Below are 13,924 nucleotides of genomic sequence, written 5' to 3'. Positions count from 1 at the left end.
CCGCATGCTAAATTTCCCCGCTTCACTCACCAATTTTCCGCATTTTCGCCATGCTCTCCCAGCAAGAACTCAAGCAGCAAGCCGCAGACGCCGCCCTGGAACTGGTTGAACAGGTCGCCGGCCCCGACGTCATCATCGGCGTGGGCACCGGCTCGACCGCCGATCTCTTCATCGACGGCCTGGCGCGTTTCAAGGGCCGTATCGGCGGCACCGTCGCCAGTTCCGAGCGCAGCGCCGCGCGCCTGGCCGGCCATGGCCTGAAAGTGCTGGACCTGAACGACGTGACCTCGATGCCGATCTACGTGGACGGCGCCGACGAAATCGACGCCAACCTGCACATGATCAAGGGCGGCGGCGGCGCGCAGACGCGCGAGAAGATCGTGGCCTCGGTGGCCGACCGCTTCGTCTGCATCGTCGACGAGTCCAAGCTGGTCGAGGTCATGGGCAAGTTCCCGCTGCCGATCGAGGTCATCCCGATGGCGCGCGAATCGGTGGCCCGCGCCATGGTGGCGCTGGGCGGCCAGCCGCGCCTGCGCGAAGGTTTCGTCACCGATAACGGCAACGTCATCCTGGACGTCGCCGGCCTGTCGATCACCGACGCGCCGGGCCTGGAAGCCCGCGTCAACAACCTGGCGGGCGTGATCACCTGCGGCCTGTTCGCCATCGCCGGCGCCGACGTGGCGCTGCTGGCCACCCAGAACGGCATCCGCCGCCTGGATCGCCGCGCCTGAGTGCGGATAGCGGGCCCGGCCGCCCTTGCGGGCGGTCTGGCCGCGATTCATAATCCTGTCACACTTGGGTCATAACCTTGCGGGTTGTGCAGGCCCATACTTGAAACGCTTTCATATCGGGGCAATGCAATGAGATCAACCACGCAGGGAGCCCGGATGACGGAGCATACAAACAAGCAGTTCGACGCTGATCTGGAAAGCGTCCGTTCGCAGTTCTTGCAAATGGGCGGCGTGGTCGAAGCCATGATCCAGGAGGCCATCGACGCGCTGGCCAGCGGCGATCTGACGCTGGTTGAGAAGGTGCGCGAGCGCGAAAAGGAAGTCAATCGCCACGAAGTGGAGATCGACGAAAGCATCAGCCGCATCCTGGCCCGTCACCAGCCCACCGCGATCGACCTGCGCATGCTGATGGCCGTGTCCAAGATGCTGACCGACATGGAGCGCTCGGGTGACGAGGCCGAGAAGGTCGCCACCGTGGCGCGCCGCGTGCACGAATCCGAAATCCGCCACATCCCGGTGATCGAACTGCGCCACATGGCCTCGAACGTGCGCACCATGCTGCACCAGGCCCTGGACGCCTTCGCCCGCCTCGACCCCATCCTGGCCGCCGCCGTGGTGCGCAGCGACAAGGAAGTGGACAAGGAATGGAAGGGCGCGCTGCGCCACCTGATCACCTACATGATCGAGGACCCGCGCACCATTTCGCGCGCCATCGACATGATCTTCATCGCCCGCGCGCTCGAGCGCATCGGCGACCACGCCAAGAACATGTCCGAACGCGTGATCTACATGGTCAAGGGCGCCGACGTGCGTCACACCGGGGTCAAGAACACCGAGCGCCTGGCGCGCGGCGAAGAAGACACGCCCGAGCAGGACGACTGATCGCGCTCCGCCTCCCGGGCGGCGCGCGCGGAACGCGAAAACCCCAGGCGCCTCGCGGCGGCCTGGGGTTTTTTTCTTGTCCGGCGCGGGCATCGGCCGGGGAGGATGTGTTCTACAAGGGCAGGTCGGCGCCCTGGCACAGGCGCGGGTCCGGCACGCCGGACTTGCCTGGATTGATGCGCCCGGCCAGGCGGCGGCCGAACCGCGCCAGGCCCTGCGCGCTGACCTCCAGGTCGTACCAGCCCTCGCAGCCGGCGTACTTCAGTTCCAGCGCGCCGCCGGCCTGCGCGTGCGCCATGGCGCGCCAGCCGTCGCCCATGCGCGATTCGATGTGGACCGCCTGGTGCGTGTCGCCGTGGTTGATGAGGCGCAGGCGCAGTCCCGAGGTCACCGGCACCAGTTGCGTTTCCAGCAGGCCGGCATCGCCGCGGTCGCCGCGGAAGTGGCGATGGAAGCCGTCCGGGCCCAGCAGCCACAGGTCGTAGGCGCCGTCGGCATCCAGGCGCCAGCCGTCGTCCAGCCGCGCGCCCGCGCCCACGGTGTAGCGGCGCGGCGCGTGCGCCAGCGCCCGGCGGTCGTAGACGTGCAGCACGGCGCCGACGCTGCCGGCGTTGCGGAAGGTCAGGCGGTAGTGCTCGCCGTCGGCGGTCATGCGGCCGACCGCCTCCAGCGCGTAGGGCAGGGCGCAGGCGTGGCGCACGCTGTCGGCGTGCTGCAGGGCGCGGTCGCCGGCGAAATCGAAGGCCGAGGTCAGGTCGCCGGCCACGGCGCGGCGCCAGGCGCTGATGTTGGGTTCGGCCACGCCGAAGCGGGCTTCGAGGAAGCGGATCACCGAGGTGTGGTCGAACACCTGCGAGTTGACCCAGCCGCCGCGGCTCCAGGGCGACACCACCAGCATCGGCACGCGCGGGCCCATGCCGAAGCCGCGGCCGTGCAGGGCGGGCGGGTCGTCCGGGGTGGCGGCGCTGGGGCCGTGGCGGGTGTCGTGGTATTCGCCGTCCAGCTCGATGGTGGACAGGCCGCCCGAGCGGCCGTCGGGCGCGCGAGCCGGCGGGGCGGGGGGGGCGGCATGTGGTCGAAGAAGCAGTCGTTCTCGTCATAGGTGACGAAGAACACACAGCCGTTCCAGACCTCGGGATTGCGCGTCAGGATCTCGAGCACGCGTTCGGTGTAGGCGCCGCCCTGGCGCGGCGACGAGACCTCGGGGTGCTCGGAATCGGCGGCCGGGGCGATGATCCACGACACCTGCGGCAGCGTGCCTTGCTCGACGTCGCGGGCCAGGTCGTCCAGGGTATGGGTCGACAGGGCCCGGTCGCGCAGCGGCGCCTCGGCGGCCGTGGCGGCGTGCTGGCGGCGGTACTGCCGGAAGCCCGCCAGCGGGTTGTCGTGGAAGTTGTCCGCCATGTCCTGGTAGATGCGCCAGTCGATGCCGGCGGCCTGCAGCCGTTCCGGGTAGGTGGTCCAGCCGTAGCCCTGGTCGGCCGGGCCGAGACGGTCGAAGGTGTTGACCAGGGCCGGGCCGCCGGCGCGTCCCTGGGGATCGTTGCTGCCGGTCCACAGGAACAGGCGGTTCGGATTGGTGCCGGCCTGGATCGAACAGTGGTAGGCGTCGCACAGCGTGAAGGCGTTGGCCAGCGCCGTCTGGAACGGCACCTCGGCGGGGCGGTAGGCGCCCAGGCCGAGGCGGCTCTTGGCCGCCAGCCATTGGTCCATGCGGCCGTCGTTCCAGGCGCGCTGGGCGTCATCCCAGGTGTGCGGGGTGATGTAGCCGACCGGCGTGTCGCTGGCGTACTCGGCCTGCAGCGCATAGGGACGCAGCCGCTGGGCGCCGTCGGCCTGGGTCAGCACGTCGCCGGCCGGCGTCGGCGCCGGATGCGGATCGGCAAAGCCGCGCACGCCCGGCAGGGCGCCGAAATAATGGTCGAAGGAACGGTTCTCCTGCATCAGGATGACGACGTGCCGCACGTCGTTGAGCGTGCCGGTCTTGCGGTCGGGGGCGACCGCCAGCGCGCGCCGGATGGCCCGGGGCAGGTCGGAGGAAGCGGCGGAACTCGGTTCTTCTTTCATGACGGCATTAGTACGGCCAGCAACAACGGAATCTTAAGGCAGGCGCCGGGGGCGGCTGGGCGCTCCGGCCAGAAGCGCGAAGCCCCTCGTGAACGAGGGGCTTCGCAGGCGTGCCGCGCGGGGCGGCGCGGCGGGGTCAGGCCGAGGGCGGAACGTAGCCCTGGGCTTCGACGCTGCCGTCCTCGAACAGGAAGCGTTCCATCTGCTGCTGCAGGTACTTGCGGGCGCGGGCGTCGGCCAGGTTCAGGCGGTTTTCGTTGACCAGGCGGGTCTGCACCTGCTTCCACTCTTCCCAAGCTTCCTTGGAAATGCTCTGCCAGATGCGGGTGCCGAGTTCGCCGGGGTAGGGCGGAAAATCGAGCCCTTCGGCTTCACGCTTCAATTTCACACAGTTGACGGTACGGGCCATGGTTCGCTGCCGGAAAGAATGGGTAATGCGCCATTTTAGCGGGCTTGGCGCCGGAAGGTCGCCAAGCCCCTGCGGGCACTGCGGGTAGGCCCCGGGTCAGCCCGGGGCGGCGCCGCGTTACAGCTTCTTGATGAACACCAGGCTGTTGCGCGAGCGGTTGTAGTTGTTCTGCTTTTCGCGCGGCAGGTCGGCGATGCCGCCCTGCACGAAGCCGCGTTTCATGAACCAGTGCGAGGTGCGGGTGGTCAGCACGAACAGGCGCTTGGCGCCGCTGGCGCGGGCGCGCGATTCCATGTGGCGCAGCAGGATCTCGCCTTCGCCCGAGCCCTGCCATTCGGGGTGCACGATCAGGCAGGCCATCTCGGCCATGTGATCCTCGGGGAAGTTGTGCAGCGTGGCGCAGCCGTAGATCACGCCGTCGTGCTCGAGCACGGTGAAGTTCTCGACGTCGCGTTCGATCACGCTGCGCGGACGCGGCACCAGCGTGCCGTCGGCTTCCAGCGGCTCGATCAGGCTGAGGATGGCGCCGACGTCGTCGAGCGTGGCCGGGCGCAGGTCGTCCAGCGTGTCTTCCACCACCATGGTGCCGACGCCGTCGTGGGTGAAGATCTCCAGCAGCACGCTGCCGTCCAGCGCGAACGGCACCAGGTGGGCGCGGGCCACGCCGCGCTTGACCGCCAGCGACGCGTACTGCAGGTAGGCGCCGGTTTCCTCGTCGAGCGCACCGGCGGTGAGCAGGGCGTCGGCATCGACCCGGGCCAGCTCGGTGTCGACCGAGCCGTCCTCGTTCAGCACGCCCTGGCCGCTGGACAGGAAGATCAGCTTTTCGGCGCGCAGCGCCACGGCCACGCTGGTGGCCAGGTCTTCCATGGCCAGGTTGAAGGCGTCGCCGGTGGGCGAGAAGCCCAGCGGCGACAGCAGCACCACCGAGGAACCCTTCTCGATGGCGAACTTGAGCGCGTCGACGTCGATCTTGCGCACCTGGCCGGTGTGCTTGTAGTCCACCCCGTCGAGCACGCCGGTGGGGCGCGCGGTGACGAAGTTGCCCGAAATGACGCGGATGTGCGCGTGCGACATCGGCGTGTTGGGCAGGCCCTGGCTGAAGGCGGCCTCGATGTCCAGGCGGATCTCGCCGGCGGCTTCCTTGGCGCATTCCAGCGCGGCGGCGTCGGTGGGCGCCAGGCCGCGGTCGAATTGCTGGGTGAAGCCCTTCAGGCGCAGCTGTTCATTGACCTGGGGGCGCGAGCCGTGCACCAGCACCAGCCGGATGCCCAGCGACGACAGCAGCGACAAGTCCTGCACCAGCGTGTTCAGCGCCCCGGCCTGCACCAATTCACCGCCAAACGCCACCACGAAGGTCTTGCCTCGGAACGCGTGCACGTAGGGCGCCACGTCTCGGAACCATCGGACGAACTGGGCAGGGGCGAATTCGGGGGCTTCAAGGGCGGAGACGGTGTCTGGTTCCAGGTCGGGCATGATGGGTGGGGGTGTTCCTGAGAGTGGCAACAACGCGGCGAGGGCCGCGTCAACGCGCCGTCACGGGACGGCGTGGCGAAATTATATGGCCGCGGGGCGTTTATATAATAGGCAGCTAACCGGACAAATCGTACATGCCAGAATCCTCCCGCCCGCGGCCGCCCGTGCCGGCCGACGGGCCGACCCGTGTCCCCGGCAAGCCGCGCGCCGACGCCGCGGCCCCGGCGGCCCGCCAGGCGCCCCGCCCCGAGCGGCCCATTCCCGCCGTGACCTACCCCGAGGACCTGCCCGTCAGCGCGCGGCGCCAGGAAATCGCGCGCGCCATCGCCGGCCATCAGGTGGTCATCGTCAGCGGCGAGACCGGCTCGGGCAAGACCACCCAGCTGCCCAAGATCTGCCTGGAACTGGGCCGTGGCCGCCAGAAGATGATCGGCCACACCCAGCCGCGGCGGCTGGCCGCCACCTCGGTGGCCAAGCGCATCGCCGAGGAACTGAACACGCCGATGGGCGAGGTGGTGGGCTACCAGGTGCGCTTCAACGACCGCACCGGCCCCAATGCGTCGATCAAGCTGATGACCGACGGCATCTTGCTGGCCGAGTCGCAGCGCGATCCGCTGCTGCGCCGCTACGACACCATCATCATCGACGAGGCGCACGAACGCGGCCTCAACATCGACTTCCTGCTGGGCTATCTCAAGCAGCTGCTGCCGCGCCGGCCTGACCTGAAAGTCATCATCACCTCGGCCACCATCGACGCCGAGCGCTTCGCCCGCCATTTCGCCGCGTCCGAGGACAAGCCGGCGCCGGTGATCGAGGTCTCGGGCCGGCTGTACCCGGTCGAGGTGCGCTACCGCCCGGTGCGCGAGGAAGCCGAGGAAGCGGCCGCGCCGGCCAAGCCGGGCCGCGACCGCGAGCGCATGTCGGGCGACGAGGAGCGCGACCTGATCGACGCCATCGTCGACGCGGTCGACGAATGCGCCCGCCACGGCCCCGGCGACGTGCTGGTGTTCCTGCCGGGCGAGCGCGAGATCCGCGAATCGGCCGAGGCGCTGCGCAAGCGCCACCCGGCCGGCACCGAGGTGCTGCCGCTGTACGCGCGCCTGTCGCAGGCCGAGCAGGAACAGATCTTCCACCCGCGCGGCAACGCGCGCCGCATCGTGCTGGCCACCAACGTGGCGGAAACCTCGCTGACGGTGCCCGGCATCCGCTTCGTGGTCGACAGCGGCCTGGCGCGCGTCAAGCGCTATTCCTGGCGCAACAAGGTCGAGCAGCTGCGCATCGAGCCGGTCAGCCGCGCCTCGGCCAACCAGCGCGCCGGCCGTTGCGGCCGGGTCGGCCCGGGCCTTTGCATCCGGCTCTTTGATGAAGCCGACTTCAACGCCCGCGCCGCTTTCACCGACCCCGAGGTGCTGCGTTCCTCGCTGGCCTCGGTGATCCTGCGGATGAAGTCGCTCAAGCTGGACGACATCGAGCAGTTCCCGTTCGTCGAGGCCCCGCCCGGGCGCGCCGTGGCCGACGGCTACCACCTGCTGCAGGAGCTGGGCGCGATCGAGCTGGCCGCCGCCGACGAGGGCGACGACGCCAGCCGCACCGGCGCCTCGTTCGTCCTGACCCAGACCGGCCACGAACTGGCCAAGCTGCCGGTGGACCCGCGCATCGGCCGCATGATCCTGGCGGCGCGCGAGCACCAGTGCCTGGCCGAGATGCTGATCATCGCCTCGGCGCTGTCGGTGCAGGACGCGCGCGACCGGCCCATGCAGGAACGCGAGGCGGCCGAGGCCGCGCACGCCAAGTTCGCCGACGACAAGTCCGAATTCATTTCCTTCCTCAAGCTGTGGCGCTGGTACGGCGAGCAGGTGCAGCACAAGGCCTCGCAGCGCAAGCTGGCGGGCCTGCTGCGGCAGAACTTCCTGTCGCCCATCCGGCTGCGCGAATGGCACGACGTCCACACCCAGCTGGCCGCCCTGGTGGGCGAGCAAGGCTGGCGCGTCAACCAGCTCGAGGCCACCTACGAACAGCTGCACATGGCGCTGCTGTCGGGCCTGTTGGGCAACATCGGCTTCAAGAGCGACGAGGGCGGCCATTACCAGGGCGCCCGCGAGATCCGCTTCCACATCCATCCGGGCTCGCGCCTGGTGAAGAAGGCCGGGCGCTGGATCGTCGCCGCCGAGCTGGTCGAGACCACCCGGCTGTACGCGCGCTGCGTGGCGCGCATCGACCCGGTCTGGCTGGAAAAGGTCGGCGCCCACCTGATCCGCAAGAACTGGTCCGACCCGCGCTGGGAGAAGAAGGCCGGCCAGGTGGTGGCCAACGAACGCGCCACGCTCTACGGCCTGACCATCTACACCGGCCGCCGCATCCAGTACGGCCGGGTCCATCCGCGCGAGGCGCGCGAGCTGTTCATCCGCCAGGCGCTGGTGCCGGGCGAGATCGACACGCGCCTGGCCTTCGTGGCCCACAACCGCAAGCTGATCGCCGGCATCGAGAAACTGGAGCACCAGACCCGCCGCCCCGACATCCTGGTCGACGACGAGCTGATCTACGCTTTCTACGACCGCCAGCTGCCGGCCGACATCTCGCAGACCGCGACCCTCGAAAAATGGGTCAACGGGCTCGACAAGGCCGCCGCCGCCAAGCTGCTGCTGACGCGCGACGAGCTGATGCGGCACGAGGCCGCCGGCGTGACCACCGACGTCTTCCCCAAGAAGGTCGAGTGGCAGGGCGTGTCGATGGCGCTGGACTACCACTTCGAGCCCGGTTCGCCGCGCGACGGCGTGACGCTGGCGGTGCCGCTGTTCGCCCTGAACCAGATCGACCCGGCGCGCTGCGAATGGCTGGTGCCCGGCATGCTCAAGGAAAAGGCGCACCTGCTGCTCAAGTCGCTGCCGCAGAAGCTGCGCCGCCACTGCGTGCCGTTGCCCGACTACGCGGCCGGCTTCTACGACCGCTGGTTCGAGCGCCTGGGCGACCCGCAGACCGGCCTGGTGGACGCCCTGATCGCCGACATGTGGGATCAGGTGCAAGTGCGTCCGGCCGCCGCCGACTTCAAGCTCGAAACGCTGCCGGCGCACCTGTTCATGAACTTCCGCGTGGTCGACGAGCACGGCCGCATGCTGGCCGCCGGCCGCAACCTGGCGCAGCTGCGCGCCGAGTTCGGCAAGCAGGCCCAGGCCACCTTCCAGCAGCTGGCCGCCAGCGACACCCAGGTGGCGCAGGCGCTGGCGCACGAGAACCTGACCGCCTGGACCTTCGGTCCGCTGCCGGAAATCATGGAGATCAAGCGCCGCGGCCAGTCGGTCATCGGCTACCCGGCGCTGGTCGACCGCGGCGCGCATTGCGACCTGGACGTGTTCGATGACCCGGACGAGGCCCGCAAGGCCCATCGCGCCGGCCTGCTCAAGCTGTTCCGGCTGGGCCTGCGCGAGCAGGTCAAGTTCCTGGAAAAGAACCTGGCCGACCTGACCAAGATCAGCATGCTCTACATGACGCTGGGCACGCAGGAGGAACTGCGCGACCAGATCATCGACTGCGCCCTGGGCCAGGCCTGCCTGGCCGAGCCCTGGCCGGTCAATGAACAGCAGTTCGAGGCGCGCCGGGCCGAGGGCAAGGGCCGGCTGGGCCTGCTGGCCCAGGAAGTGGCGCGGCTGGCGGGCGCGGTGCTGACCGAGTACGCGGCCCTGCAGCGCAAGCTGCCGCAGGCCAAGCCGCACGCGGCGGCCTACGCCGACCTGCAGCAGCAGCTGGGGGCGCTGATGCCCAAGTGGTTCATCCGCGACACCCCGTACGCCCAGTTGTCGCATTTCCCCCGCTATCTCAAGGCGGCGGTGGCGCGCATCGACAAGCTGCGCGCCGACCCCGGCCGCGACGCCAAGCTGGTGGCCGAGATGGCGCCGCTCGTGACCCAGTACCAGCGCGCCCGCTCGGCCCTGAAGGGGGCGTCCGACCCCCGCCTGGACGAGTTCCGCTGGCTGCTGGAGGAGCTGCGGGTGGCCCTGTTCGCGCAGGAGTTGCGCACGCCGATGCCGGTGTCGGTCAAGCGCCTGATGAAAAGCTGGGAGTCCCTGCAGCGCTGATTTCCGGGGCCGGGCGAGGCGGGCCACGGCCGTCTCGCTCGGCGTGATACGGGGCGGCGCGAGCCGTCCCGTATTACACCCGGATTTCAGTCGTTTTCTGTTCAGTGACGCGTCATCTGGTTATGCTTCAATGCGCGGGCCTTCACCCCGCTCCCTGGAGCATTGCCGACATGTTCGAGCTCTTCAGCACCCGGACGCGCCCGTCCTCGTCGTCCCGCTCCTCGCCCAACCGCTGGGACTGGGCGCTGCTTCCCTTGGTGCTGGTGGTGCTGGCCGCGATGGCCTACGGCGCCTCGCAGATGAGCCGCCCCTTCGCCGTCGGCGAAGAACTGCCGATCTCGCTGGATCCGATCTACCTGCCGTACTACCTGCTGCGCACCATCCTGCGCATGTTCACGGCGCTGGCCTTTTCGCTGCTGTTCAGCTTCATCTTCGCCGCCATCGCGGCCAAGTTCCGCACCGCCGAAAAAGCCATGATCCCGATGCTGGACATCCTCCAGTCGGTGCCCATCCTGGGCTTCCAGGCCATCGCCATCGCGCCCTTCATCGCGCTGTTTCCCGGCAACCTGCTGGGGGTCGAGTGCGCGGCGATCTTCGCCATCTTCACCTCGCAGGCCTGGAACATGGCGTTCAGCCTGTACCAGTCGATGCGCACCGTGCCGGCCGAGCTGAACGAGGCCGCGCGCGTATTCCGGCTGTCCGGCTGGCAGCGCTTCTGGCGCCTGGAACTGCCGTACGCCACCCCCGGCCTGCTGTGGAACATGATGATGTCCATGTCCGGCGGCTGGTTCTTCCTGGTGGCGGCCGAGGCCATCTCGGTGGCCGGGCAGGACATCAAGCTGCCCGGCATCGGCTCGTACATCGCCGTGGCCATCGATGCCGAGAACGGCCGCGCCATCGCCTGGGCCATTGGCGCCATGATGGCCGGCATCCTGCTCTACGACCAGTTGTTCTTCCGGCCGCTGCTGGCCTGGGCCGACAAGTTCCGCTTCGAGGAATCGCAGGCCGACGTGGCGCAGCAGTCGTGGCTGCTGGACTGGACCCGCCGCAGCCGCTGGATGCAGGCGCTGTCCAATATGTTCTGGGCGCAGATGCGGCGCGCGCTGGGCTGGTTCAGCGTGTCGTACGACGGCACCTCGATCCGCGCCCGCGCCAAGGCGCCGGATCCGCGCTGGACCCGCATCTGGGATTCGCTGCTGGCCGCCGGCGCCTTGCTGGCGACCTACAAGCTGGTGGTGTTCGTGCACGCGGAAGTGGGCTGGAGCGAAGTGCTGCACGTGATCGGCCTGGGCGGCATCACGCTGTTGCGGGTGATGGTGCTGATCGGGCTGGCCTCGCTGATCTGGGTGCCGATCGCGGTCTGGATCGGCCTGCGGCCCAAGTATTCGCAGCGGGTGCAGGCGGTGGCGCAGTTCCTGGCGGCGTTCCCGGTCAACCTGCTGTTCCCGGCCGTGGTGTTCGTGATGGTGGCGTTGAAGCTCAGCCCCAACATCTGGCTCAGCCCGCTGATCATCTTCGGCACCCAGTGGTACATCCTGTTCAACGTGGTGGCCGGCGCCTCGACCATTCCGAACGAACTGCGCCTGGCCGCCAGCAACCTCGGCCTGAAGGGCTGGCTGCTGTGGCGGCGGGTCTACCTGCCGGCCGTGTTTCCCAGCTTCATCACCGGCGCCATCACGGCCAGCGGCGGCTCCTGGAACGCCAGCATCGTGGCCGAGTACGTGTCCTGGGGCAATACCTCGCTGATGGCCGACGGCCTGGGCAGCTACATCAAGCAGATGACCGAGCAGGGCGATTTCCACCGCATCGCGCTCGGCATCGGCGTCATGAGCATTTTCGTCATGATGTTGAACCGGTTTTTCTGGCGCAAACTGTATTTGCTGGCCGAAGACCGCGGCCGGTAGGAGTCTTCATGAATTCCAATTTCCTGATCGAACTGCACGATGTCGGCAAGTCGTTCCGCGCCGCCGACGGCACTGCCCGCAACGTGCTGGAACACGTGGACTTCATCCTGCACGAAGGCGAGATCGTGGCCCTGTTGGGCAAGTCCGGCTCGGGCAAATCGACCCTGTTGCGCATCATGGCGGGCCTGGTCAACGCCGACCAGGGCACCGTCACCTACCGGGGCCAGCCGGTGTACGGCCCGGCGGCGGGCATCGCCATGGTGTTCCAGTCGTTCGCGCTGTTTCCGTGGCTGACCGCGCAGCAGAACGTCGAACTGGGCCTGGAAGCCCAGGGCGTGGCGCCGGCCGAGCGCGCCAAGCGCGCCGACGCGGTGCTCGACCTGATGGGCCTGGGCGGTTTCGGCGGCGCCCTGCCGCGCGAACTATCCGGCGGCATGCGCCAGCGCGTCGGCATCGCCCGCGCGCTGGTCATGAACCCGGACGTGCTGCTGATGGACGAGGCCTTCTCGGCGCTGGACGTGTTGACCGGCGAAACGCTGCGCGACGACATGCTGGAGTTGTGGGACGAGAGCCGCATCTCGACCAAGGGCATTCTGATCGTCTCGCACAACATCGAGGAAGCGGTCATGATGGCCGACCGCATCATCGTCTTCTCCAGCGACCCCGGCCGCATCCGCAGCCAGGTGCAGATCGGCCTGCCGCGGCCGCGCAACGCCGATTCGCCGCAGGTGCGGGCGCTGATCGACGAGGTCTACGCGCTGATGACGCAGCGCCCGGCGCACGACGTGCCGACGCCGCGCCAGCAGGGCCTGGGCTACCGCTTTCCGCAGACCGAGGTCGAGCGCATGGAAGGCGTGCTGGACGTGCTGGCCGAGGCGCCGTTCAATGGCCGCGCCGACCTGCCCAAGCTGGCCGAGGAAGCCGAGATCTCGGACGACGACCTGCTGCCGGCCTGCGAAGCGCTGGGCTTGTTCGGACTGGCCCAGATCGACAAGGGCGACATCTTCCTGACGCCGCTGGGCCAGCGCTACGTGCAGGCCGACCAGGGCCAGAAGCAGGCCATCTTCGGCCGCCAGCTGCTGGCGCATGTGCCGCTGGCCGCGCACATCCGCCACAGCCTGGAACAGGAGCCCGCCGGCGCGCTGCCGGAAAAGAACTTCCTGGATTCGCTGGAGGAATTCCTCAAGCCCGACGAAGCCGAGCGCGTGCTGAAGATCGCGGTGGAATGGGGCCGTTACGGCGAGATCTACGGCTATGACTACCACACCGGCCTGTTGACCTTGCCGGAGCGTGACGCGGGGTAGGGTGGGGAGCGGCGGGCCGGACGGCCCGCCGTGGCGGCGTGATGACCGCGCGATCCGCGCGGTCGGCCCGATCACAGGGCGATGAAGCCCGCGATCACCAGGATGATCAGGCCGTACTTGGTGGCCTTGTAGACATTGCGGTTCCAGGCCTTGAAGGCCTTGCGCTTCTGGTCGATGACCCAGTGCGCGTGGGTCAGCTTGTTGATGGCGCCGGTCTGGTCGCCGCCGTCGTTGGGCGAGCTGGCCGCCGACATCACCACCCGGCCGAACCAGCGGTTGAAGGCCTCGGCCCAGCCCCACTTGAGCGGCCGCTCGACGTCGCAGAACAGGATGATGCGGTTCTGGTCGGTGTGGTTGTAGGCCTCGTGCACGTAGGTCTCGTCGAACACCACGCTTTCGCCGTCGCGCCAGCTGTAGGTTTCGCCGTCGACGATGATGTGGCAGCCGTTGTCGTTGGGCGTGGCCAGGCCCAGGTGGTAGCGCAGCGAGCCGGCGAACGGGTCGCGGTGGGCGTTGAGCTTGCCGCCCGGCGGCAGCTCGGCGAACATGGCCGCCTTGACCTTGGGCAGCGTCTTCAGGATGGCCACCGTCTTGGGGCACAGTTCCTCGGCCGACGGGTGGCGGGCGTCATACCACTTCAGGTAGAAGCGCTTCCAGCCGTACTTGAAGAACGAATTGAAGCCGATGTCGTTGTGGCTGTCGGCCGCCTTGATGCGGCGCATCTCGGCCATCTGCAGGGCCTCGTCGCGGATCGTCTCCCAGTTGTCGTCCAGCACCTTGAGCTCGGCGATCTCGCTGGTGGTCAGGTAGGGGGTCGACGGCACGCGCGAGCTCAGCACCATGAAGGCGTTGACCGGCGCGAGCAGCACCGAATGGTCGAGCAACTGCCGGCCCAGCGGCAGCTTGACGCGGCCGCGGAAGTGCGCGAACAGGATGGCGGCGAGCCAGATCCCGGGAATCAGCCATTTCATACGTAAATCTCGTCCTGCGGCGGGTGAGTCAGGTCCAACTGCCTATTGTTACACAGGGGCGGCCGACAAGCCCCGGGCGAATCGTCGCAGGGGCGGCTTTCGGCCTT

8 protein-coding genes and 1 pseudogene are annotated in these 13,924 nt (G+C 68.6%); 5 read left to right on the top strand and 4 right to left on the bottom strand.

What is annotated here, in order from left to right:
• The first annotated feature begins 50 nt into the window (after positions 1–50).
• Both rpiA and phoU read left to right on the top strand, forming a co-directional pair.
• The gene (rpiA, locus tag AOZ49_RS26065) at positions 51–731 is read left to right on the top strand and encodes a ribose-5-phosphate isomerase RpiA (protein ID WP_054478579.1); all 681 of its coding nucleotides are present in this window, start codon (positions 51–53) and stop codon (positions 729–731) included.
• 156 nt (positions 732–887) lie between these two features.
• Positions 888–1,613 (top strand): phosphate signaling complex protein PhoU, encoded by a 726-nt coding sequence (gene phoU, locus AOZ49_RS26060; protein WP_006393885.1) that lies wholly within the window; start codon positions 888–890, stop codon positions 1,611–1,613.
• A 112-nt stretch (positions 1,614–1,725) separates the two neighbouring features.
• Here phoU and AOZ49_RS26055 read toward each other — a convergent pair.
• The 3 genes and pseudogenes from AOZ49_RS26055 to argA form a co-directional block, all read right to left on the bottom strand.
• Positions 1,726–3,680, bottom strand: a pseudogene (locus AOZ49_RS26055) (phosphocholine-specific phospholipase C).
• A gap of 136 nt (positions 3,681–3,816) precedes the next feature.
• Positions 3,817–4,089 carry an oxidative damage protection protein gene (locus AOZ49_RS26050; protein WP_006384045.1) on the bottom strand — a complete coding sequence of 91 codons (273 nt, stop codon included), beginning with the start codon at positions 4,087–4,089 and terminating at the stop codon, positions 3,817–3,819.
• A gap of 117 nt (positions 4,090–4,206) precedes the next feature.
• Positions 4,207–5,565 carry an amino-acid N-acetyltransferase gene (gene argA / locus AOZ49_RS26045; RefSeq protein WP_054478577.1) on the bottom strand — a complete coding sequence of 453 codons (1,359 nt, stop codon included), beginning with the start codon at positions 5,563–5,565 and terminating at the stop codon, positions 4,207–4,209.
• A 134-nt stretch (positions 5,566–5,699) separates the two neighbouring features.
• On the opposite strand from argA, the gene hrpA reads away from it, so the two are divergent.
• The 3 genes from hrpA to AOZ49_RS26030 all read left to right on the top strand — a co-directional run bounded on the left by hrpA (position 5,700) and on the right by AOZ49_RS26030 (position 12,846).
• On the top strand, positions 5,700–9,638 hold the full coding sequence (gene hrpA, locus AOZ49_RS26040; protein WP_231690446.1) for an ATP-dependent RNA helicase HrpA: 3,939 nt from the start codon (positions 5,700–5,702) through the stop codon (positions 9,636–9,638).
• A 170-nt stretch (positions 9,639–9,808) separates the two neighbouring features.
• A complete protein-coding gene (locus AOZ49_RS26035; RefSeq protein WP_054478572.1) occupies positions 9,809–11,542 on the top strand; it encodes an ABC transporter permease in 1,734 nt (577 codons plus the stop codon).
• An 8-nt stretch (positions 11,543–11,550) separates the two neighbouring features.
• Positions 11,551–12,846 carry an ABC transporter ATP-binding protein gene (locus AOZ49_RS26030; RefSeq protein ID WP_054478570.1) on the top strand — a complete coding sequence of 432 codons (1,296 nt, stop codon included), beginning with the start codon at positions 11,551–11,553 and terminating at the stop codon, positions 12,844–12,846.
• Between the two features lie 71 nt (positions 12,847–12,917).
• Here AOZ49_RS26030 and lpxO read toward each other — a convergent pair whose 3' ends face one another.
• Positions 12,918–13,817 (bottom strand): lipid A hydroxylase LpxO, encoded by a 900-nt coding sequence (gene lpxO / locus AOZ49_RS26025; RefSeq protein ID WP_054434396.1) that lies wholly within the window; start codon positions 13,815–13,817, stop codon positions 12,918–12,920.
• Between the last annotated feature and the right edge of the window lie 107 nt (positions 13,818–13,924).

Origin of the sequence: Achromobacter sp. 2789STDY5608615, assembly GCF_001298995.1 — a bacterium.
GTDB lineage: Bacteria > Pseudomonadota > Gammaproteobacteria > Burkholderiales > Burkholderiaceae_B > Achromobacter > Achromobacter insuavis.
Note: the sequence above shows the minus strand (reverse complement) of the source record. Positions and strands in the feature narration are given on the sequence as shown.